Annotated in this window: 18 protein-coding genes, 1 tRNA gene and 1 pseudogene; 7 read left to right on the top strand and 13 right to left on the bottom strand. The window is 60.0% G+C overall.

Translation table 11 applies throughout. The features are described 5' to 3' along the window. Positions 1-691, top strand: a 691-nt coding sequence (locus tag Q0C28_RS11085; protein WP_293575750.1) for a squalene/phytoene synthase family protein, incomplete at its 5' end; no start/stop codon positions are given. Between the two features lie 131 nt (positions 692-822). Here the strand turns inward: Q0C28_RS11085 and Q0C28_RS11080 are convergent. Further along, entirely contained in the window at positions 823-2,070 is a 1,248-nt protein-coding gene (locus Q0C28_RS11080) for an MFS transporter (protein ID WP_293575748.1), read from the bottom strand. A 178-nt stretch (positions 2,071-2,248) separates the two neighbouring features. Here Q0C28_RS11080 and Q0C28_RS11075 point away from each other — a divergent pair, with 178 nt between their 5' ends. Both Q0C28_RS11075 and Q0C28_RS11070 read left to right on the top strand, forming a co-directional pair. After that, positions 2,249-2,947, top strand: a complete 699-nt coding sequence (locus Q0C28_RS11075) for a DNA-3-methyladenine glycosylase (RefSeq protein WP_293575746.1) — start codon at positions 2,249-2,251, stop codon at positions 2,945-2,947. Further along, positions 2,944-3,609, top strand: a complete 666-nt coding sequence (locus Q0C28_RS11070) for an alpha/beta fold hydrolase (RefSeq protein WP_293575744.1) — start codon at positions 2,944-2,946, stop codon at positions 3,607-3,609. The genes Q0C28_RS11075 and Q0C28_RS11070 overlap by 4 nt, the downstream gene beginning before the upstream one ends. Positions 3,610-3,834: 225 nt before the next feature. On the opposite strand, the pseudogene Q0C28_RS11065 reads toward Q0C28_RS11070, so the two are convergent. Then, positions 3,835-4,446: pseudogene (locus tag Q0C28_RS11065) on the bottom strand (pseudouridine synthase); the annotation flags it as partial. Positions 4,447-5,062: 616 nt separating this feature from the next. Between Q0C28_RS11065 and Q0C28_RS11060 the strand changes: the two are divergent. Next, positions 5,063-5,629, top strand: a complete 567-nt coding sequence (locus tag Q0C28_RS11060; protein ID WP_293575742.1) for an HNH endonuclease — start codon at positions 5,063-5,065, stop codon at positions 5,627-5,629. Positions 5,630-5,843: 214 nt separating this feature from the next. On the opposite strand, the gene Q0C28_RS11055 is transcribed toward Q0C28_RS11060, so the two are convergent. Together Q0C28_RS11055 and rocF are read right to left on the bottom strand one after the other, a co-directional pair. Further along, positions 5,844-6,893 carry an ornithine cyclodeaminase gene (locus Q0C28_RS11055; RefSeq protein WP_293575740.1) on the bottom strand — a complete coding sequence of 350 codons (1,050 nt, stop codon included), beginning with the start codon at positions 6,891-6,893 and terminating at the stop codon, positions 5,844-5,846. A gap of 276 nt (positions 6,894-7,169) precedes the next feature. Next, entirely contained in the window at positions 7,170-8,096 is a 927-nt protein-coding gene (rocF, locus tag Q0C28_RS11050) for an arginase (RefSeq protein WP_293575738.1), read from the bottom strand. A gap of 111 nt (positions 8,097-8,207) precedes the next feature. On the opposite strand from rocF, the gene Q0C28_RS11045 reads away from it, so the two are divergent. Continuing rightward, the gene (locus Q0C28_RS11045; RefSeq protein WP_293575736.1) at positions 8,208-8,633 is read left to right on the top strand and encodes an Lrp/AsnC family transcriptional regulator; all 426 of its coding nucleotides are present in this window, start codon (positions 8,208-8,210) and stop codon (positions 8,631-8,633) included. Positions 8,634-8,825: 192 nt separating this feature from the next. Here the strand turns inward: Q0C28_RS11045 and Q0C28_RS11040 are convergent, their stop codons facing one another. Both Q0C28_RS11040 and Q0C28_RS11035 read right to left on the bottom strand, forming a co-directional pair. Continuing rightward, positions 8,826-9,293, bottom strand: a complete 468-nt coding sequence (locus Q0C28_RS11040) for a disulfide bond formation protein B (RefSeq protein WP_293575734.1) — start codon at positions 9,291-9,293, stop codon at positions 8,826-8,828. Position 9,294: 1 nt separating this feature from the next. Further along, positions 9,295-9,873, bottom strand: a complete 579-nt coding sequence (locus Q0C28_RS11035) for a YqaA family protein (protein ID WP_293575758.1) — start codon at positions 9,871-9,873, stop codon at positions 9,295-9,297. A gap of 238 nt (positions 9,874-10,111) precedes the next feature. On the opposite strand from Q0C28_RS11035, the gene Q0C28_RS11030 reads away from it, so the two are divergent. Beyond that, positions 10,112-10,197 (top strand) — tRNA-Leu (locus Q0C28_RS11030). Between the two features lie 103 nt (positions 10,198-10,300). On the opposite strand, the gene Q0C28_RS11025 is transcribed toward Q0C28_RS11030, so the two are convergent. Then, positions 10,301-10,870, bottom strand: a complete 570-nt coding sequence (locus Q0C28_RS11025; RefSeq protein ID WP_293575732.1) for an XRE family transcriptional regulator — start codon at positions 10,868-10,870, stop codon at positions 10,301-10,303. 149 nt (positions 10,871-11,019) lie between these two features. On the opposite strand from Q0C28_RS11025, the gene Q0C28_RS11020 reads away from it, so the two are divergent. Further along, the gene (locus Q0C28_RS11020) at positions 11,020-12,234 is read left to right on the top strand and encodes an MFS transporter (protein WP_293575730.1); all 1,215 of its coding nucleotides are present in this window, start codon (positions 11,020-11,022) and stop codon (positions 12,232-12,234) included. 7 nt (positions 12,235-12,241) lie between these two features. On the opposite strand, the gene Q0C28_RS11015 is transcribed toward Q0C28_RS11020, so the two are convergent. From Q0C28_RS11015 to Q0C28_RS10990, 6 genes are all read right to left on the bottom strand, one after another. Next, positions 12,242-13,807 carry a M81 family metallopeptidase gene (locus Q0C28_RS11015; protein ID WP_293575728.1) on the bottom strand — a complete coding sequence of 522 codons (1,566 nt, stop codon included), beginning with the start codon at positions 13,805-13,807 and terminating at the stop codon, positions 12,242-12,244. Further along, entirely contained in the window at positions 13,804-15,453 is a 1,650-nt protein-coding gene (locus tag Q0C28_RS11010) for an amidohydrolase (protein WP_293575726.1), read from the bottom strand. Before Q0C28_RS11010 ends, Q0C28_RS11015 begins: the two co-directional genes overlap by 4 nt. A 9-nt stretch (positions 15,454-15,462) precedes the next feature. After that, positions 15,463-17,322 carry an ABC transporter ATP-binding protein gene (locus Q0C28_RS11005; RefSeq protein WP_293575724.1) on the bottom strand — a complete coding sequence of 620 codons (1,860 nt, stop codon included), beginning with the start codon at positions 17,320-17,322 and terminating at the stop codon, positions 15,463-15,465. A 46-nt stretch (positions 17,323-17,368) separates the two neighbouring features. Then, positions 17,369-18,232: an ABC transporter permease gene (locus Q0C28_RS11000; RefSeq protein WP_293575722.1), complete on the bottom strand. Its 864-nt coding sequence runs from the start codon at positions 18,230-18,232 to the stop codon at positions 17,369-17,371. 3 nt (positions 18,233-18,235) lie between these two features. Further along, positions 18,236-19,174 (bottom strand): ABC transporter permease, encoded by a 939-nt coding sequence (locus Q0C28_RS10995; RefSeq protein ID WP_293575756.1) that lies wholly within the window; start codon positions 19,172-19,174, stop codon positions 18,236-18,238. Between the two features lie 83 nt (positions 19,175-19,257). Continuing rightward, positions 19,258-20,820 carry an ABC transporter substrate-binding protein gene (locus Q0C28_RS10990; protein WP_293575720.1) on the bottom strand — a complete coding sequence of 521 codons (1,563 nt, stop codon included), beginning with the start codon at positions 20,818-20,820 and terminating at the stop codon, positions 19,258-19,260. Positions 20,821-20,983: the final 163 nt, after the last annotated feature.

Here is a 20,983-nt window from a genome sequence, read left to right as displayed (position 1 = left end):
GCCAGAGGTGCGGCCGATGCTGTTTGCGCTTTATGCATTCAACCTTGAACTCGCACGCGCGCCATGGGCGTCAAACGAGGCGATGATTGCAGAAATGCGCGTGCAGTGGTGGCGCGATGTCGGAGCCGAGATTGAAGGCGGCGGACCGGTGCGGCGCCATTTTGTGGCAACACCGTTGGCTCGGGTCCTGCGACCAGATCTGGCGCGCCACATCGATGCGATGGCAGAGGCGCGGCGCTGGGATATCTACCGCGATCCGTTTGAGGATGAGGCCGATTTGGCCCGCTACATTGATCACACCACGGGCACGGTGATGTGGTTGGCCGCTGCCAGCCTGGGCGCGCAGGATGAGGCGTTGGTGCGGCGCTTTGCCTTTGGCGTTGGGGTCGCAAACTGGCTGCGGGCGATCCCGAAACTGGTGGCTGAAAAACGCGTTCCTCTTCTGGATGGCACCCCAGCGGGTGTTCAGGCCCTTGCCAAAGAGGGGTTGGCCGCATTGCGTGACGCACGGCAAAGGCGCAGAGATGTGCCGCCACAGGCGCTGCCCGCGCTGCTGCCGGGATGGCAATCCGCCGCGATCCTGAAACAGGCCATTGAGGCGCCACAGCGCGTTGCAGATGGTGCCTTGGGGACGAGCGAGTTTCGTCAACGGGCCGAGCTGATCTGGCGGGTCACGACAAAGCGTTGGTAGCGCGCAGCAGAAGAAGCGCTGCGGGAGTTGTCCTGTGACCTTGTGACCTAAGTTGGCGCCAAAGGCCGTTTGGTGCGGCCTCTTGCTATGCGCGACCGATCACGCCACGCCTAATTGACTAGCCGTCTTGATCAGGCGTCGCGCAGGGCGCGGGGCTTCAGAACCAGCCAGAGCAGCGCGCCACCGGCAAGCACCAGGAACGGGGCCATCGCCATATTGACCGCTGTCCAGCCTTCGACGGCGGAGCCGCCAGAGCAGTTCATCAGTCCGCCCGAAGCCAGCGACGCAAAGGTCACGCCGCCAAAGACCAACAGATCGTTCAAGCCCTGCATGCGCCCACGCTCATAGCTTTCGTGCGCGCCGGCAAGCATTGTGGTCGCTCCGATAAAGCCGAAGTTCCAGCCAATGCCCAGCAGGATCAGCGCGATGAAGAAATTCTCCAATTCAACACCATGCAGCGCCACGGCACCAGCGCCAGCCAGAACCAAAAGACCAGCCCCGACAATGCGTTCTACGCCAAAGCGCGCAATCAGATGGCCAGTGAAAAAGGAAGGAACATACATCGCCAGAACATGCGCGGTCACAACATCGGCAGCGTTGCCTTCATTAAACCCGCAGCCGACCACCGCCAGCGGTGTGGAGGTCATCACCAGGTTCATCAGCGCATAGGACACCATGGCGCAGATAACGGCGACTGCAATGGTCGGGGTGCGCAGCATCTCCATCCGGCTGCGACCCTTGGGCGTTGTTTCGCTGGGCGCGGGCGGTGTCGGTATCTTGAGAAAGACAAACAGAAACGAGCCGATCACATTGATCGCAATCACCGCCATATAGGTGCCGAGGAAGGGGATCACGAAGGCCTGGCTCGTGGCCTTCACCAGTTGAGGGCCGATGATGGCGGCCAGCAGGCCTCCGGCCATCACATAGGAAATCGCTTTGGGTCGATAGGCCTCAGAGGCTGTATCACTTGCGGCGAAGCGGTAAAATCCATGCGCGCTCATGTAGATGCCGGTCATGAAACTGCCCAGCAAAAACAGCGGGAAAGACCCCAGATACAGACCGTAGGCACCGACCAATCCGCCCAACGCACCAGCAAAGGTGCCGACCAGAAAACCTGCGCGACGCCCGTAGCGCTGCATGATCGCCGAAATCGGCGTTGCGGCCATCATGGATCCCGCCACCAACAGCGAAATCGGCAAGGTCGCAAAACAAGCGTTGATGGCAAGCGATTGACCTGCCAGACCGCCGATGGTGAAAATCATCGGCATCTGGGCGCCTAGAAACGCCTGCGCAAGCACCAGAATGACGACATTGCGTTTCGCGACGCTGTCATCGGTATGATCTGCGGCAGGATCTGAAAGGGAGAGTCTGTCTGTCATGACAGATGCGTAGCCTTGAATACCATGCAGAGCAAGACAGTTCATCGCCTCGTGCATTGCGGGTAGGGTGCGAGTGCATCAAGATGGTCCGCAGCATGGTCCTGAGCGCGCACGGGGCGATGCGTGATGATGAGGCGATAGTGTGCGTCATACGCGCAAATGACAGGAAGGATCATGAATGACAGGCAACGCCAAGACACCGATAGATCGGCCGTCAGATGATGAAATCCTGACAGAGGGCAGCCCAGAGGTTGGGCGCATCATCGTGGGGCCCGCTTGTGTGCAGGAAGGTGCAGACTGGCTCGCTGCGCAGGACCCGCGGTTTGCCGAGGCAATTGCCCTTTGCGGCCCGCTGCCGCTCCGGCGCAAACCGGAGGGGTTTGGCGAATTGCTCAGCGCGATTGTCAGCCAGCAGGTGAGCGTGGCCTCGGCCAATGCGATTTGGGGGCGGATGGTGGATGCGGGTCTGGACCAGCCGTCTGCGATTGCCGCCGCCAGTGATGATGATCTCCGCGCTGCAGGGTTGAGCCGCCAGAAAATGCGCTATGCCCGCGCGCTGGCCGCGGCGGGAATTGATTTTGATGCGCTGCGCCATGCCCCGACCGAGGATGTCATTGCGCGCCTGACCGAAGTCTCTGGCATTGGCACTTGGACCGCCGAAATCTATGCGATGTTTTCACTGGGGCGGGCCGATGTCTTTGCCCATGGGGATTTGGCCCTGCAAGAGGCGGCGCGGGTGCTGCTGGGGCTGGAGACCCGACCGACGCCTGCAAAGATGCGCAAGATTGCGGAGGCCTGGTCGCCATGGCGCTCTGTTGCAGCGCGGGTGCTCTGGGCCTATTACCGTGTGGCAAAGGATAGGGAAGGGATCCGATGACACGAGTTTTGAAAGCCGAGCGCAAAGAGCCGCTGTCCGGCGACACACGGTCCGTGGTGGTGTTTTTGCACGGCTATGGGGCCAATGGGGCGGATCTGCTTGGCCTTGCTGATCCATTGGCGGAGCATCTGCCTGACACATTGTTTGTGGCCCCCGATGCGCCAGAACGTTGCGCGGGCGCGCCTTTCGGGTTTCAATGGTTCCCGATCCCCTGGATCGATGGCTCCTCGGAGGAAGAATCGATGCGCGGCATGGCGGCCGCCGTCGAGGATCTCAACGCGTTTCTCGATGCCTTGATGGTGGATGAAGATGTGTTGCCAGAGCAGGTCGTGCTGTTCGGGTTCTCTCAGGGCACAATGATGAGCCTGCATGTTGCACCGCGTCGCGAAGATCCGGTCGCCGGGATCGTGGCCTTTTCCGGCAGGCTGTTGTCGCCCGAGACGCTGGCGGATGATGTGGTATCAAAGATGCCAGTGTTGCTGGTGCATGGCGACGCTGATGATGTCGTGCCACCGCAAAGCCTGCCAGAAGCGGCCGAGGCGCTGCAAGAGGCCGGATTTAAAGATGTGTTCGCCCACATCATGAAGGGCACCGGGCACGGCATTGCGCCCGATGGTTTGAGCGTGGCCCTGGCCTTTATGCGGGATAAGCTGAGCCTGTAACGGTCTGAAAAACTTCAGGAAAGCCCTGCAGGATTATATCTTGCGGGGCTTTTTTGGTGACCGGGCTTTTCGCGGATCGGCTGATTTTGCGCGCCTGGTCTTTTGTGTTGGGCTGCTCGGCGGGCTGTTTGGCGCGCAGGCCGGTTTGGCGGAGCCAGTGACGGTGGCATTTGCGTCGCCTTTGGCCTGCGGCTTGGACGATCCGCTGGCATGACGCGCTTTGCGTCGCGCGATGGCCTGCCGGTTTGGCGCGGGCTTTGGCCGGGGTGGGCCGGGGATGCGCGGCGGCTCCAGATCCTCCCAGGTGCCGCTCGGCAGGCCCTCCAGCGTCCAGGCACCGATGGCGGCACGGATCAGCCGCAGGGTAGGGTGGCCCACCGCCGCGGTCATGCGCCGCACCTGCCTGTTGCGCCCTTCGGTGAGTGTGAGTGCAATCCAGCTATCTGGTATCGATTTGCGCACGCGGATCGGCGGGGTGCGTGCCCACAGCCCATCGGGCTGGTCAATCAGGCGGGCCTTGGCCGGGCGGGTCAGCCCATCCTTCAGCTCGACCCCCTCAGCCAGCGCACGCAGGCTTGCCGCATCTGGTGTGCCCTCGACCTGAACCCAATAGGTCTTGGCCATCTTGTGTTTCGGGTCGGAAATCCAGGATTGCAGCCGTCCCTGATCGGTCAGCAGCATCAGGCCTTCGCTGTCGCGATCAAGCCGCCCTGCCGGATAGACGCCCGGAACATCGATCCAATCGCTGAGCGTCGCACGGGGGCTGTCCGCACTGCCGCGATCAGTGAACTGGGGCAGGACGTCAAAGGGTTTGTTGAAACGGATCAATCTGGCCATAGCGCTGCAATAGGCAGCTGGACCCCATCTGACAAGTGCAGTGCGCATTAACGGGTGTCGGCACCTGGGCAGGCTGGTGGCAATCGCAACGACTGCTCCAGACCACCACCAGACCACCTGAAGACTGTCGCAGGATGCCACCTAAGATTTGCGTATAAATTGGCCCAGAATTCAGCCAATCTGCCGCAGACCAGAGCACGATAATGGGGGTTGTCAGGTCTCTGCCACGATATATAGTTCATTCATGTCGGGGTGATGGGCTGACCGCCGCCCGGGCGAAACAAGACGAGAAACTGATCAATCGGGTGAGTAGACTATTGCGTGTCATGAACCACAGCTTGCAGGACCGTCAGATATGCCGCCGAATGCGCGGCCGTTTGCGGCTGCCGGTTGATCGAATATGTGGCAGTCTCGTCTTCGATCACGTCCCCACACCGTCTGTTTTGACCACCTGGGGCATTGGTGGATTTATTCGAAGTTTTGCAAAGCGCGTGGGCTCCACGCGCTTTTGTTTTTTGTGGCCGAGCAACCTGCCCGTATCGGGCGCTCTCGGCTTGTGTTTCCAGGCCCGCCCCCTTTGGCACGGGGGTATGTGGCCGCATCGAGGAGGTGACGTATGACGGCCGCCGTTGGCAATCTCAGAACTCTGATTCTCAACGCAGATATGCAACCGCTGAGCTGGGCGCCCCTGTCAGTGTGCAGCTGGCAGGACGCTTTTGTGGCGGTGCACAAAGAACGGGTCATTCAGGTGAAAACCTATGAGGGCGTCGAGGTGCATTCCGCCTCCCAAGCCTTTGAAGTGCCAGCAGTTGTGGCGCTGAAACGCTATCGCAAGCGCAAGAAAGTCGCCTTCACCCGCTACAATGTGTTCCTGCGCGATGCGTTTTGCTGCCAATACTGTGGCAAACAGTTCCCGGCCAAGGACCTGACATTTGATCACGTGATCCCGCGCAGCAAAGGGGGCCAGTCGTCCTGGACCAATATTGTCGCCTGCTGTTCTGCGGACAACCTGCGTAAGGGCAACCTCACGCCGCAGCAGGTGGGTTTGAAATTGCGACGCAAGCCCTTTGTGCCTACGCCCCATCAGTTGGACAGCATCGCCCGAAAGCTGCCGCGCAAAAAGCCTGAGTTGCATCAGACTTGGATGGATTTTCTTTATTGGGACAGTGAGTTGGACAGCTGAGCAGAGGACAGTTTGCCTGTAGATTTGGCCGGTCCGTCGGAGCCGTCAGGGTCATAGGTCGTCCCCAACGGCCCCGTTGTTCTAATTCCATGCGCTCGGCGCAAAGCCCAGAGTGGGGCGTAAAAGGTCTGCGCAGAGATTAAATCGCGCGGGCCTCATTGCGTTCGCCCCTATGCAGGCGGATCGTCGCACTGGGCTCGATCGTGACGGCTGATCACTGGCCCTTTGCGCGCTGCACCATGCCGAAGAGATCACGGGGATCGTCCGGGTCTGCCAGCATATCGAGTTCAATGAAGAAGTCCGTCTCCTTGATACGATCGCGGATGTAGCGCAGAGCGGAAAAATCCTCGATCGCGAAGCCAACGCTGTCAAACAAGGTGATCTGTTTGGCGTCGGTGCGTCCCGGCTTTTGCCCTAGGATCACCTGCCACAGCTCTGTCACCTCAAAGTCTTCTGGCATTTGCTGGATTTCACCTTCGACCCGTGTCTGCGGCGGGAATTCCACAAAAACATCGGACCGGTTGAGAATACCTGGCGCCAGTTCCGTCTTGCCCGGGCAGTCACCGCCGATGGCGTTGATGTGAACACCGCTGCCAACCATGTTGTCGGTCAGGATGGTGGCGTATTGCTTGTCTGCGGTGCAGGTGGTCAGGATCTGCGCGCCTTCGATGGCCTCTTCGGGGGTGGCGCAGACCACCACGTCAAGCCCGCTGTTGGCGAGGTTTGCCGCGCATTTGGCCGTCGCTGCCGGATCCAGATCATACAGCCTGACAGAGGTCAGCCCGCAAATTGCCTGCATGGCCAGAGATTGGAATTCCGACTGCGCGCCATTGCCGATCATCGCCATTGTGGTCGCGCCTTTTGGGGCGAGATGTTTGGCCACCATCGCAGAGGTTGCGGCGGTACGCAGCGCGGTCAGGATCGTCATTTCAGTCAGCAACACGGGATACCCGGTATAGACGTCTGCCAACAGGCCAAAGGCTGTGACTGTCTGCAAGCCTTCGGCTGTGTTTTTGGGATGCCCGTTGACGTATTTGAACCCATAGGCCTCGCCATCGGAGGTGGGCATCAGTTCGATCACACCAACATCGGAATGGCTGGCCACGCGTGGTGTTTTGTCAAACAGCTCCCAGCGTTTGAAGTCCGCTTCGATGTAGTCAGCCAGATCGGTCAGAACGGTGTCGATGCCGATGGAATGGATGAGCCGCATCATGGAATCGACGCTTACAAAAGGGACAAGCGCCTTGTCAGAGGGTTGGTTCATGACAGTGTCCTTTCAGGAGTATCGTAGAGCGCCGGCGGCGTAGGTTGGGGCTGCCAGCACTTGGTCTGTTGGTATGTGGTGTCGGCCGCGCGGGCCGTGAGCTGAATAGGGCCGGACCGGGCAGGGCAGGGAACGACTAGGTTGGGCAGGGCAGGACCAACGCCAGGTGTGGTGCATCTGCGCTGTGACCCTCGCTGTGATCTTCACGGTGATCTCCACTATGATCTTCACGGCGACCCTTACTGCGATCCTCTCCCCGCCTTGGCCCAAGGGTCATCATTGATAGCTGCGCGTTGGCCGGTCAAAGACCCGGCGCCCGAGCGCCGATGCGCAAAGATCCACCATCAGATGCGCCGTCCGGCCTCGCTCGTCGAGAAAAGGGTTCAGCTCCACCAGATCCAAAGAGGTCATCAAGCCGGAATCATGTAGCATTTCGCAGACCAAATGGCCCTCGCGCACAGTTGCACCGCCAGGCACCGTCGTGCCAACTGCAGGCGCCACAGACGGGTCAAGGAAATCGACGTCCAGCGACACATGCAGCAGCCCGTTCTCTGCGCGCACCCGATCCAGGAAACTGGCCAGCGGGCGCGCAATGCCATTTTCGTCAATGTCGCGCATGTCATGGCGATGGATGGGACTGTCCTCCAGCGCCTGGCGCTCGGGTGTGTCCACCGACCGCAGGCCGATCATGCAGACGTTCTCCTGTGGTACGGGGTTCGCAACCGCGGGGAAGCCTTCGAAATCGGGGCGCCCGGTGAAATATCCCACTGGTGTGCCATGCAGGTTACCACTGTCGGTGGTCAGCGGCGTGTGAAAATCTGTGTGGGCGTCCAGCCAGAGCACAAATTGCGGGCGGTTCACTTTGGCGGCGAAATTGGCAACACCTGCGACGGAGCCGAGCGACAGGGCGTGATCACCACCAAGAAAGATTGGCAGGCCCTTTTCCATCGCGGCTTCTGCAGCCGCTGCCAACGCGGAGGTCCAGCCGATTGTTTCATTGCGGGCAAAAATCGCGGCATCGGGGTGATCCGGCGCATGATCTGCGGGACGCAAATTGCCTTCGTCCAGCACCTGATGGCCAAGACTTTCGATTGCGCGGGCCAGCCCTGCTGTGCGATAGGCATCCGGGCCCATCAAGCACCCCGCGCGGCGTTTGCCGCTATCCACCGGTGCGCCGATCAGAATACAGGTCTTAGTGGTCACGCGCTGGTCTCCTTTGTTCAATTCTAAACTCAGAAAAACCGCCGTTTTGAGGTGGATTCTAGGGCTCAATTTGCGCATATAGGATAGCAACCCATCAAGATGGAGGTCACATTGGACAAAACGGACGAACGATTGATCGCTGCGCTGCGCCACAATGCACGCGCGTCCCTATCGGATTTGGCGCTACAGCTGGATCTGTCGCGGACCACCGTGCGGGCCCGGATCGAACGCTTGCAAACCCGTGGTGACATCTTGGGGTTTTCTGTGGTCCTGAAGGAAGACGTGCTGCGCGATCCAGTGCGCGGCTTGATGCTGATCGGCATCGAAGGACGTGGCACCAGCCGGATCCTGCGGCAGTTGCAGGGCCTGCCGGAGGTGCGCGCCATCCACACCACAAATGGGCGCTGGGATCTGATTGTGGAACTTGGGACTGAAACGCTGGAAACGCTGGATGTGGCGCTGGCGAAGATTCGCACGTTCGAAGGGGTTGTGAGCAGCGAAACCAATCTCTTGCTGGCAACGAAAAAGGACAGCTGATCCCACCACTGCTGATCCCAAAACTGCCGATCCCACGACAATTGATCCAAGCGTAATCTGGCGCTCCAAACGCTCGGCTTCCAACAAAGGCAGAGCGTGTCAGAAACCTCCCACTCTTCCGCTTGTGCGGTCAATCAAACACGGTTTGGAACCAGGCTATGGCCGGGGTTCACCGCTACTGCCCGCGGCGCGTCAGTGGGCTTTGCGCAGGTGATTGGCCGCGGCAATCCAAATCAGCGCGATCCCGGCAGAGACAACCGCGTTCCATCCTGCCATCGAAAGGCCAAACAGCTCCCATGGGATATCATCGCAGCGCACCAGCGGTGCGGTCATGATCTGCTGCATCAGCTCTTCAGCGCTCAGCCCCCCGATTGGGCCGGATGTGCAGGTACTGGGCCCTTCCCACCAACCTTGTTCGACCCCGGCATGATAGGCGCCGATCCCGGCGCTCGTCAGTGCAGCCAATGCCCCCAGATAGGGCAGGATTACCAGCGGCAGCATCAGCGAAAGCGCACCGATCGCGACCGCGGCCCCATGCGGATAACGCTGCCAGATGCAGAGTTTGCAGGGCGCCATGTCGCCAATGTATTGAAAGCCAAACGCCGCCAGCAAAAGCCCGGCAGACCCCGCACTGGCCAGTAGGATGAGAAATCTGCTCATATCAAAACGCCTTTAAAACCAAGAAGCCGCCAAAAAGAAGAACCACAAACACGGTAAACACCAATCCCAACCGCTGTTCGATGAAGGTGCGAATAGGACGGCCGAATTTCCACAGCAGCGCCGCCACCAGGAAGAACCGCAGCGCCCGCGCCAGGATCGAGGTGGCGATAAACGTGCCGAGCGGCATGCCCGTCCAACCCGACATGATGGTGATGACCTTGTAAGGGAACGGCGTGACACCAGCGCCCAGCACGGCCCAAAATCCAAAATCGTTGAACCGGGTGTTGAACGCGCTCATCGCTTCCGCCTTGCCCATCGCGGCCAGCACTGGTTGGCCGATGCTTTCGTAGAAAAAGGCACCGATGGCATATCCGAAAACGCCACCTGCGACGGATGCAACCAAGGCGACCAGGGCGATCAGCCAGGCTTGTTTGGGCCGCGCCAGGATCATCGGGATCATCATCACATCCGGCGGGATCGGAAAGACGGAGCTTTCCACAAACGCAACGGCCGCAAGCCACCACAGCGCTTTGGGGTGATCTGCGAGGGCCATCGTCTTGTCATAGGTCGCGCGAAGCATGGTCACCCAATGTCTGTCTAGGTCTATCGATCTGGGTGCAAGCGGTGCCACGAGCAGCGGGAAAGGTCAACCAACGCCGCCGCACGCCAAATGTCGCGGATCCTGTCATCTCTCTTGGATGCAAGCGATCCCATCACGGCCTCGGCGCGCGGGTTTTGTGATCGACAGCATATTTTCTGCCAAGTTTTCTGTTTTGGCTCTGGACGTTGCCAGCAGCCTTTTGTAGGAAAGCCCCAGTGCCCAAGTGGCGGAATGGTAGACGCAGGGGATTCAAAATCCCCCGATGGTAACATCGTGAGAGTTCGAGTCTCTCCTTGGGCACCACCGCAAAATCAATGACGTGTTTTTGGAATTGTTCATCATCGCAGGTGATGGAACATCGTTGCGCATGCTGTCCTGCGAGGACAACATCCAAGACCCAAGGTCGTCAATAATGCGGTGGTGTGACAGCCCAGACCAATACGGTCGGCCCAGTGCCAGGATTGTGGTAGCGGTGCGGCCGGGTGGAGGCGAAGCGAAAGGAATCTCCTGCGGTCAATTGCATCACCTGATCTTCGACCGTCAGCTCCAGAATGCCTTCGACCACATAGCCACCTTCTTCACCCTTGTGGGAATACAGAGTGTCTCCAGAACTGGCCCCAGGGGCCAGCGTTGTCAGGATCATTTCCAACTGACCGCTGAGCGACGGGCTTAGCAGTTCGTCGCGCACCCCGGAGTCAAACCGCAACGCACGGCGGCGGGTCGCACGGACAACAATATCACGTTCTGGATCGGCCTCATCCTCGGGATCGGGGAAAAACCAGTTGATTCCCACACCCAGTGCTTTGCCAATCACATTGAGACTGCGTACCGACGGATCCGCGTCCTGGCGTTCAAGCTGGCTCAAATATCCCACCGAGAGGCCGGTCCGTTCGGCGAGTTGTTTCAGGGTCAACCCCTTGGCTTTGCGCAGTTCTCGCATGCGCAGACCGACGATTTCTTGTGTTGCTCTTTTCATTGTTGGACAAAACCGTGTTTAATCATAATTATGGATCTAAAATTATGATGTGAGTATACTTTTAGGTCAGAATTATGGTGAGTGCTAGCTTTGGTGCGGATGAAGGTCCCTCTGCCTCGGTCTTAGCATCTGTCGGATGAGGTGGCACAATGTTTCGCAACAATTTCTTTCGCGCCTATGGGTTTTGGCATTGGGGCGAGGGGCTCCAGACCGTTTTGTTCACTTGGTACATGACCTTTTATGCGGGTCTTTCGGCCACTCAGATTGGGGCATATCAGGCGCTGGTTCTCGCGCCGTTTTTGGTTTTTACCGTGTTGGGTGGGGCGCTGACGGATCGGGTTGGAGCGCGGCTGAGCTATACGGTTTCCACCAGCCTGTTTGCCGGGATCCTGATCGCCTATGGATTTGTGGATCAACAGCTTGGCTTCGTGCCTCAGGCCTTTTTCATCTATTGCTGCGCGGTTGGCATCGTCAGTGCGATTTCCAATCCGGCAATTGATACGTTCATCGTGGGCGCGACAGAACAATCGGTCCAGAGCAACGGCCTGCAGGCGGCGAATGCCCACAATCTGGCCAAACTGACCGGGAACCTCTCAGGGCTTTTGTTGCCGGTGGTATTGGCGACGGGTGGATTTGTGCTGAACGGAATGCTCATGGCGGCCAGTGTTGTGTTTCTGCGCCGCCATCATCCCAGTGGCGATCATGCCAGGGTGCCGCGGGGCGGCTCCACCACGCCTACCGCTGCCGGAGCCGCGGTACAGGCTGGCATGTTGCAACGGCTGATGCGTCACTATCGTCTGTGCCCGGAGAATTTCGATATTCTGCTGTCCAGTTGCCTGCTTGGTTTGCTAGTGATCCCGGCGGGCTACATTCTGGTGCCTCTGACCCTGCGTGCGCAGTTTCCGCAACAGGGGGATCTGATTGCGCTTGTGGGAATAGCGTCGTGGATCGGGGCAATTGTGGCCACGGCCGCTGCGAAACATCTCTCGGCTAGGATCATACGACCGGGTGCAGTGTCGTTGGTGATCTGGGCCAGCTACGGTCTGGGTCTGCTGTTGTTGATGCAAGTGCAGAGTTTCACAGCCCTATGTCTGTTGGTCTGCTGTTTTGGCACCGTCAAAGTTGGCAAGGCACTGGTCTATGGCAAATATCTCTACAACAGTCCGGTTGCTGACAGAGGGCTGATTGTGTCGGTGGACCAGACCGCGTTTTGGGGGCTGGCGACGCTTGGCACAGCGGGCATGGGCTGGTTGGTGGACGGTCTTGGGCTTGATGCAACAATTGCGATCACCAGCGGTTGTGTGCTGGCGGGGGTCTGCGCCCTCGCGCTCCGGGGGCGGTTTGCGGCGATGGTGCAGACCTGATGCATTGTCACCGGTTGTCCGTTTGATCGTCTGAGTGTTTCGGCAAACGTTTGGCCCCTAGATTGCGGTAGGGCAGCTGTTCCAGATCACAGACAAACAGGCCAGGGGCTGCAACAGGCACAATCTCACCCGCGATGGGGTCAAAGGCCGCGCGAAAATGCACCGTGCTTTTGACGCAGATGCAGCGATATTGCTTTGGGTCGAGCCCGATATGAGTGAAATGCGCCAGGTCCAGACATTGGTTCCGCTGACTTGTGACCACAATATCAATTTCCGCGTCCGCGCCGTGCAAACGCAGGGCCGCCGTGGGGCCAAGGGTGGCGATGCCACCACCATACATCTCGCCGCTATACCGGCAGGTCCCATCGGACAGGGCCAGAACCTCGAACTCCGCCGCGACCGGGTGGCTGTTTGCTGGCCCCGATTTACCGCCCAGGGCGAGGTGGATCACCTGGCCAACGCCTGCGGCATGGGCCTGCGCCGCGGCATCGGCGTCATTCATCAGCCCCATCAGCACATCTGTGGAGCCTTGGTTGATCAGCGCCCGCAACAGCCCGGTGCTGTCGGAACTGCCACCCGCGCCGGGATTGTCCTGCACATCCGCCAAGACCAAAGGCGCTCCATGATGCTCGTGTGCTTTTTTCGCTGCAGCCTCTGGCGTCAGCATCGCACTGTCGATGTCGGCCTCGGCGCGTAGAAAACACTGCAACATGTGATCTGCAGCGGCATCAGCGGCCTGCTGTGTTGGCGCATAGGCCAAACAGGCAGGACCGGTGTCGGGGAAATCCGCGGCGGTGAAGCCCAGTGCGATTTCAGCCAGAATACCGTCTGTTTCCATCTGGCCGGGCAGGGCGTAAATTGCATCAAACGGTGGCGCGCCGGTGAATTGCGCATGAAGCGGGATCAAATAGGGGACGGCTGTATGCGCCTTGCAGAGCGGCGCACCTTTCAGCAGTTGGGCCAACACCGGTGCGCAACGGGCACCAGTCGCGGCCATGTCCAGATGCGGATAGGTCCGGAAAATCCCGATGTAGTGTGTCTGCGCGACCATATCGCCAGAGATGTTGGCATGGAGATCCAGACTGATCACAATCGGTATCTCTGGCCCGACCTGGGCACGGATCCGCCGCAGCAATTCGCCTTCTCCGTCCGCGAAACGCTCGGTCACCATTGCGCCATGGAGGTCAAGGTAGATGCCGTCCAGCGGCTCAGCTTCTTTGATGCCGTCCAAGATCATGTTCGCGATGGTGTCGAAGGCGTGGTCTGTCACCTCGGCGGAGGGTTCTGCCGCGCACCACAGGATGGGTTTGACCTGCAGACCTGCGGTTTCTGCGGCTGCAACGAACCCGGCGATGGGGAGGTTTAGGCCTTTGGTCTGTGCGATGACCTGATCGCCGAACAGCATTTCAGGCCAGGAATCCGCCATTTGGAAATCGGCAAGCGTGGCGTTTTCGCCGCCAAAGCAGTTGGTTTCATGCTGAAATCCGGCAACAGCGATCACCGGGCGCGGTTTGGCGCTTTCCACTGTTTCGCTCACTGTTCCGGTCATTATTCCGGCCACTGTATCCATCATTGCGCCGGCTCCACTGCGAGATCGCCCCCGCGAAACACGGTTTCCCCGTTGCGAATGGTTTCCAATACCTGGATCGACTGAAGGGCATCTGGCTGCGTGATCGGATTGGCAGAGAGGATCACCAGATCCGCCCGTTTACCGGCCTCGATGGAGCCGCGGTCGTCTTCTTTGAACACCTGCCAAGCGGCATCAATGGTCTGCGCGCGCAGCGCCGAGAGAACAGAGACTTTTTCGCCTTCGCCAAGGATGGCGCCAGAGGCCGTCCGGCGGTTCACCGCACAATGTGCCAGATGCAGCGGCCGCGTGGGCGTGACAGAGGCGTCATTGTGGATTGTGTATCGCACACCAAATCGTTCAGCCGAGGCCGCAGGCGAGATGCGAGCCGCCCGTTCGGGCCCCAGAAATACATCGCGGTGGGTGTCGCCCCAAAAATGGATATGGGCGGAAAAGAAGCTGACTGTGATGCCCAGATCGGCCATGCGCGCCAGTTGATCATCGCGCAGGGTCTGGCCATGGATGATCGTATGGCGGTGATCGCGTCTTGGGCCAGGCGCCGGATCCGTGTCCATCGCGGCCTCCACCGCGTTGATGAACATGTCGGCGCCCGCGTCCCCGTTGCAATGGCAGTGGATTTGAAACCCGGCGCGGTGCAGATCGCCCACATGTTGATCCATGGCATCCTGCGACATGTATTCCATCCCGCAGGGGTGTTCGGGATTTGAAACGACGTGATAGGGAGCCGACAGGTAAGCCGTCTGCAATTGAAACGCGCCGTCGGCAAACAGCTTGCGGGGGCCAAGGGTGAAATGCGGATTGCCGGGCCAATGGTTGGGGATCAATGTGTCCGACAAACCCGGCTCCAACTCAGCGATTGGCAACAGCTCCAGATCAATTCCGGGATCCTGATCTGCGGGAAGGCTGGCAAAATGTTCCAGCATCATCTGCGAGGTCCAGGCGTTCTGGGCAAAGGTCACCCCATGGGCCAAATACTCCTCGCGGCAGGCAGCAAAGCCCTGCCAAAACCGGTCGCGATCGATCAGAAAATCGGTGTCCCCCATGGCGCCCATCGCGGCGAGCCCTTCGACCAGACCTGTGAGTTGCCCGGTATTCGGGGCGCGGCCATAGCGCCCGCCCAGTGGGTCGGGGGTGGTGTCGTCGATGCCCTGACGTGACAGCGCCAGCGAGTTTGCCACCCCGTTGTGGCCGGAGGCATGGATCACCCAAATCGGGTGTTTGGTTGACACGCTGTCCAGTTCTTCTCGCGTCGGCATCCGCTGTTCTTTTACCGCGGTATTGTCGAACAGCACGCCCATGACCCAGTCGCCATCGGGCGTCTGCGCGGCCTTCTGGGAGAGGCGCTGCAACGCGGTGCCGATTGTGGGGCAGTCGCCGCGTGGTGGCGCAGAGAGATCAACCCGAAAGAGCCTTATAAAGCCGGGATCTGGGAAATGCCCATGGGGGTCCAGGAACGCCGGGATCAGGCACCGCCCCGCCAAATCGGTTTCCTGATCATCCTGTGCCATCATTTTTCGCAGGTCGGCCTCGCGGCCCACGGCGCGGATCCGCGCACCATCAATCAGTACGGCTTCTGGGCATGAGTTCTGAGCGTCCATCGTTAAGATGGGGCCGTTAAAATAGAGATGCATTGGAAGCTTTCAGTTCGTTTGGGACGCGTCTGCGGCGTCATAGTGGTTGTTCGTCAGCAGCCAGTGATCCGGTCCAACCTGTTGATATTGGGATGGTTCAGCCGTGTGTCCGACCGGTTTGATCGGCGACGGGATCGGTCGGAAGGCGAGGCTGTCGATCAGATGGCGCTTGCGCGGATCGGCAATTGGCACGGCCTGCATCAGCGCGCGGGTATAGGGGTGGTGCGGGTTTTCAAACACCGCAGCCCGCGGGCCGAGTTCGACAATGCGCCCCAAATACATCACGCCCACCTGATGGGACACGCGCTCCACCACGGCCATGTCATGGCTGATAAACAGAAACGACACGCCGAGATCCGCTTGCAGTTCCATCATCAGGTTCAAGACCTGCGCCTGGACCGAAACATCCAGCGCCGACACGGCCTCGTCCGCAACAATCAGCTTTGGTGCCGGGGCCAGCGCTCTGGCAATCGCAACCCCTTGGCGTTGGCCCCCAGACAGCTCATGCGGATAGCGGCGCATAAAGGCGCGGGGCAGACCGACGCGGTCAAACAGGGTGGCCACTCGGTCCATGATGGCAGGGTCGCGCCGGTTGCCAAAATTGCGCAGAGGCTCCGCCACCTGTTCGGCGAGCTGGATCTGCGGATTGAGCGAGGCAAAAGGATCCTGGAAGATCATCTGGACATCGCGGCGTGCCGCGCGCAGCTGACGCTTCGATAGCGCCATCATATCCTGCCCATCCAGAATCACCTGGCCACTTTGCGGGTGCAGCAGTCGCATGATGGCGCGTCCCGCCGTGGATTTGCCGCATCCCGATTCCCCAACAAGGCTGAGCGTCTGCCCCTTGTTGATGGTGAAAGACACATCCTCGACGGCATGGACATTGGCCACGTGGCGCCGCAACAGCCCGCCCTTTACTGCAAATCGCACCTTCAGGTTCTCGACCTTCAGCAAAACGTCGTCGGTCCCGGTAATGGGTGCGGAGGTGCTCTGCGCTTCGCCAACGAGCTTCATCGGTTCCGGCAAGGTTGTGCCCTGCATTTCCCCCAGACGGGGCACCGCAGCAAGGAGCGCACGGGTGTAGGCCTGTTGCGGGGCATCGAATATGGCCTCGACGGGACCTTCTTCGATCTTGTCGCCGCGGTACATGACAACCACCCGGTCTGCGATCTGCGCGACCACGCCCATGTCATGGGTGATGAACAAAACGGCGGTGCCGGTTTCCGCTTTCAACTGGTTGATCAGCGACAGGATTTCTGCCTGAACAGTCACATCAAGCGCTGTTGTCGGCTCGTCCGCGATCAGCAGTTTTGGCTCGCAAGCGAGTGCCATGGCGATCACAACGCGCTGGCGCATACCACCGGACATTTCATGCGGATATTGCGTCATTCGCCGGTCGGGTTCAGGGATGCGCACCTGTTGCAGCAGCTCCAGGGCGCGGGCTCTGGCGTCCTGACTGTTCAGCCCTTTGTGGAGTTTGAGCCCGATGGTCAGCTGATGGCCAATGGTGAACACCGGGTTGAGCGCAGTCATCGGTTCCTGAAAGATCATCGAGATTGCGTTGCCACGGATTTGACGCATCAGCGCTTGATCCGCTTGGGCGAGATCAACGGGTGCGGCCGCTCCGGTGTCAAACAACAGCTCCCCCTTCTGGATGATGCCGCCGCTGTAATCAATGAGCCGCATCAGCGACATTGAGGAGACGGATTTGCCCGATCCGGATTCGCCAACCACGCAGAGCGTCTCGCCCGGGTGAATGTCGAACGACACGTCTTTGACACCCAGGACCGGGCCGTCTTCTGTGCAGAAGGCAACCTGCAAGCCGCGGATACTGGCGATGGGCGGCGATGATCTTGTCACATCCAGCATGTCGTGTTCCTTGCTGATGGCTGTTGAAGGTGAGGGCGCGGCTGCATCAGCGGCCTTTCTTGACTTTGGGATCGACCGCATCGCGCAGGGCCTCGCCAAAGAAGGTAAAGCCAAGTGTGGTGACGATGATCGGCAGCCCCCCGGCAACAATCAGCCAGGGCGTTTGACGGATGAGCGCATAGCCATCCTTCAGCAATGCGCCCCAGCTGGGGGTCGGTGGCTTGACCCCGAGGCCGAGAAAGGACAGGCCTGCCTCCAACGCGACAACTGTCGGGATGTCCATTGCCATCAGGACCGCCAGCACCCCAACCGTATTGGGTGCCAGGTGAATGGCCAGAATGCGGGGGCTGGAGGTGCCGGCCGCGCGTGCCGCCATCACAAAGTCCGCGCTGCGCAGGCTCATGGTTTGGGTCCGTGCCACCCGGGCATAGGTCGGAATGGACGTCAGCATCACCACCAGGATCACCGTGTTCAGGCTTGGGCCGACCAGCGCCACAACGGCCAGGGCAAACATCACGGTCGGAAAGGAGCGAATGGTGTCGAACACCAGCATCAGCAGACTGTCCAACCATTCTGGCCCAAAGCCTGCGATCATCCCCAGCAGCATGCCAATGACCATCGCTCCAAACACTGCCGGCAACGCGACCTTCAGCGCGATCTGTGCGCCCATCAGCATCCGCGAGAAAATATCCCGCCCGAGTTGATCAGTGCCCAGAAGATACTGCAGCGAGGGCCCTTGCAGGCGGTCCTGAATGTTCATGGCATTGGGATCGTGCGGGACGATCCAGGGCGCGAACAGCGCACAGGCGACCACCAGCGTGACGATGACCAGACCCACCATGCCAAGCCGGTCGCGCAGAACGGCGCGCAGAATTTGGGAGCTGCGGGATTGCGATTTCAAGACAGTCATGGGTTACTTTCCGGCCCGCGCGCGCGGGTCCAGCATAGCGTTGATCAGATCAGCAACCGTGGTTGCCGTGACAAACAAGGCGGTGGACATCAGCACGGCGCCCATCACGATGGGGTAGTTGCGTGTTGTGATGGCGTCGATCACCAGCTTGCCGATCCCGGGCCGGGCAAAAACGATTTCGGCAAACACCGCAGAACTGAGCAGGAAGCCCACGCCAACCCCGATGATGGTCACCACCGGCAGCACAGCGACGCGCAGCGCGTAGATCAACACGATGGGGCGCTCTGCCACGCCAAGTGCGCGCAGGGTGCGGATGTGATCGGCGCCCATGACTTCCAGCATGGAGGCGCGCATGATCCGCGCGATATACCCAATCCAGCTGAGCCCGATGGCGAAGGCCGGCAGCACCAGATGTCTCAGTTGATCCCAAAATCCTTCACCAGCGCCGATGGCCGGAAACCACCGGAGATGAACAGAAAACAGCAGCAGGGAGAGCAGCGCGACAACAAAGGCTGGCGCTGCTACCACCCCAACAGAGATCACAGCAGAGACGCGATCAAATAGCGTGTTGGGACGGGCCGCTGCATAGGCACCGAGCAGAATGCCGATCGGCACGGACCACAGCACGGAGGCGAAGATCAACCGCAGCGTATGTGGCAGCTGTTCCAGCACGATCAGCGTCACGGGACGCCCGGAGAAGACATCCACCCCCAGATTGCCCTGCAGCAGGTTGCCATAGAAAATCAGCAACTGGCGCAGCAGCGGCTGATCCAGGGCCAATTCCGCGGTCAGCCGGGCCTGCAGTTCTGGTGTGGCACGCGGGCCAAGCAGGATCTGGACCGGATCTCCGGGCACCAAACGGATCATGACGAACATCAGTGTGACCGCAACGAACAGCGTCACAGCGGCCACGCCGAACCGTCGCAAGGCATATCCAAGCAACATGATGAAACTTCTCCCTAGGGCTGCAACGGGCAGCACATGGACGGCGCAGACCTGCTGCGCCGCCCGTTTCTGGCTTTGGATTAGCCTTTTTCGAAATACCGCAGCAGCGCCAAACCATCGGGGCGCAGCGCGGGCATGACCCGGGAGGAATGGACCACCGGTGTCGCCTCATGGGTCAAAAAGCGGTAGGCACCGCTGTCTTCCATCAGGTCCTGAGCCCGTTGATAGAGCGCCGCGCGTTTGTCCAGATCGCTTTCCTTAAAGGCGCTTTGGTGGATCTGGTCGAATTCCGGGTTGGAGAACCGCTCCCAGTTCCAATGACCAACCTGTTCGGTGGTGAACCAGGCCGTGGCATAATAGGGGTCTGGCGTCATCGAGAACCGGTTCAACACAAGCTGCAGATCTTCGTTTTCGGCGCTGGCCCAGAAGGCACCGGATTCAAGGACGTTGACCTCCACCGTGATCCCGATCGTGGCAAGCGTGGCCTGAATAACCTGCGCCGCAGTGGTAAAGGTGGTTTTGTTCAACGTGTCCAGTTTGAGCGTGACATTTGTCTCTCCGCTTTCGGCCAACAGCTGTGCGGCTTTGGTGAAATCGGCCTCTGGCGGAATTTTGGAGGCCGCGCGGTTGCCGACAAGACCCGGTGCAATGATCCCGGTGGAGGGCTCCACTGCACCAAAATACGCAGCTTCCAGCACAGTTGGCACGTCAATGGCGTGTTGGATCGCAGCCCGAAGTTTTGGGTTCTGCAGCTTTGGGTGATCGAGGTTCATGCCCAGCCATGCGTAATACAGCGATGGGTATTCCAGCAGCGCGCCGCCGTTTGGCACGCCATCGCGGTAGCGCGCAACAGAGCCCAGCGAAACGCGGGTGAAATCCAGTTCACCCGCTTCAAACGCGATTTCGGCGGTGTTTTCATCATCGATGGGCAGAATTTCGATGTTGTCCCAGGCCGGGGCTTCGCCGCGCCAGTCTGGGTTTCGCTTCAGGACGGTCTTTTCTTTGGGCGACCAGCTGGCGCGCAGATAGGGTCCGCTCTCCGCGGGCGGTGTTGTTGTGACCTTGCCGTCATTGGCGCTCCAGGCGGCTCTTGAGACGATGTTGCCCGCGATATAGGGCAGGGCAATGCTCCAGAGCGGAGCGAAGGGTTCGTTCAGAACAATGGTGCCTTCACGCTCGCCCGTGACCTCCACATGCCTGAGCGGGCCCATGTCTGGTTTGTTCGGGCTTTCGGTGGCATCGGCCACGATGCGCTCGAAACTGAATTTCACGTCCTCGGCCGTCATCGCGCCAAAGCCGTTGGTAAAGCCGATGTCATCGCGCAGCGCGAATTTGATGTGGGTGGGATCCACTTGCTCGACCATCGACGCGGCATCCAACTGCCAATCCCACTCGCGGCCGGGTTTGTATTGCACCAGTTTGTTGTAGACGGAGGCATGGATTTCCTCGTCCGTGACCCCAACGCTGTAGGCGGGATCCATGCTTTGCATATCGCCGTAGGCGCGCACCCGCAGTGTGCTGTCATCGGCGGCGGCGGCGCGTGTTGCCATCCCGCCGGGCAGCGAGGCTGCCGCACCAAGGGCGGTTGCGCCTTTCAAAAACCCGCGGCGGCCCACGGCGGTTCGGCTCCAGTGCAATTTCATCTTTGGTCTCTCCCTGTTGTTTGATGGATTGTCTGCGCCTGTTCCGGATCTTTGTGGGGGTGTCCGGATATCTGGCGTCTTTGGCTCAACTTTGCCTGGTGTTCTCCGCCTGCAGTGGCGCGTGGCCCGCAATCCCTGATCGCTGGTTTAGTACGCTTGCCGG

Origin of the sequence: Phaeobacter sp., from assembly GCF_022825805.1 — a bacterium.
In the GTDB taxonomy this organism is placed as follows: domain Bacteria; phylum Pseudomonadota; class Alphaproteobacteria; order Rhodobacterales; family Rhodobacteraceae; genus Phaeobacter.
The sequence above is the reverse complement of the archived record's forward strand: the minus strand, read 5'-3'. Positions and strand labels throughout refer to the sequence as shown.

Excerpts from the sequence above, each read along its gene's own strand:
- Q0C28_RS11055 (WP_293575740.1), bottom strand. The coding sequence starts at position 6,893 with ATGAACCAACCCTCTGACAAGGCGCTTGTCCCTTTTGTAAGCGTCGAT.
- Q0C28_RS11000 (WP_293575722.1), bottom strand. The coding sequence starts at position 18,232 with ATGACTGTCTTGAAATCGCAATCCCGCAGCTCCCAAATTCTGCGCGCC.
- Q0C28_RS11025 (WP_293575732.1), bottom strand. The coding sequence starts at position 10,870 with ATGAAAAGAGCAACACAAGAAATCGTCGGTCTGCGCATGCGAGAACTG.
- Q0C28_RS11010 (WP_293575726.1), bottom strand. The coding sequence starts at position 15,453 with ATGCATCTCTATTTTAACGGCCCCATCTTAACGATGGACGCTCAGAAC.
- Q0C28_RS11070 (WP_293575744.1), top strand. The coding sequence starts at position 2,944 with ATGACACGAGTTTTGAAAGCCGAGCGCAAAGAGCCGCTGTCCGGCGAC.
- Q0C28_RS11080 (WP_293575748.1), bottom strand. The coding sequence starts at position 2,070 with ATGACAGACAGACTCTCCCTTTCAGATCCTGCCGCAGATCATACCGAT.
- Q0C28_RS11005 (WP_293575724.1), bottom strand. The coding sequence starts at position 17,322 with ATGCTGGATGTGACAAGATCATCGCCGCCCATCGCCAGTATCCGCGGC.
- Q0C28_RS11075 (WP_293575746.1), top strand. The coding sequence starts at position 2,249 with ATGACAGGCAACGCCAAGACACCGATAGATCGGCCGTCAGATGATGAA.
- Q0C28_RS11060 (WP_293575742.1), top strand. The coding sequence starts at position 5,063 with ATGACGGCCGCCGTTGGCAATCTCAGAACTCTGATTCTCAACGCAGAT.
- Q0C28_RS10990 (WP_293575720.1), bottom strand. The coding sequence starts at position 20,820 with ATGAAATTGCACTGGAGCCGAACCGCCGTGGGCCGCCGCGGGTTTTTG.
- Q0C28_RS11035 (WP_293575758.1), bottom strand. The coding sequence starts at position 9,873 with ATGCTTCGCGCGACCTATGACAAGACGATGGCCCTCGCAGATCACCCC.
- Q0C28_RS11015 (WP_293575728.1), bottom strand. The coding sequence starts at position 13,807 with ATGATGGATACAGTGGCCGGAATAATGACCGGAACAGTGAGCGAAACA.
- Q0C28_RS11020 (WP_293575730.1), top strand. The coding sequence starts at position 11,020 with ATGTTTCGCAACAATTTCTTTCGCGCCTATGGGTTTTGGCATTGGGGC.
- Q0C28_RS11040 (WP_293575734.1), bottom strand. The coding sequence starts at position 9,293 with ATGAGCAGATTTCTCATCCTACTGGCCAGTGCGGGGTCTGCCGGGCTT.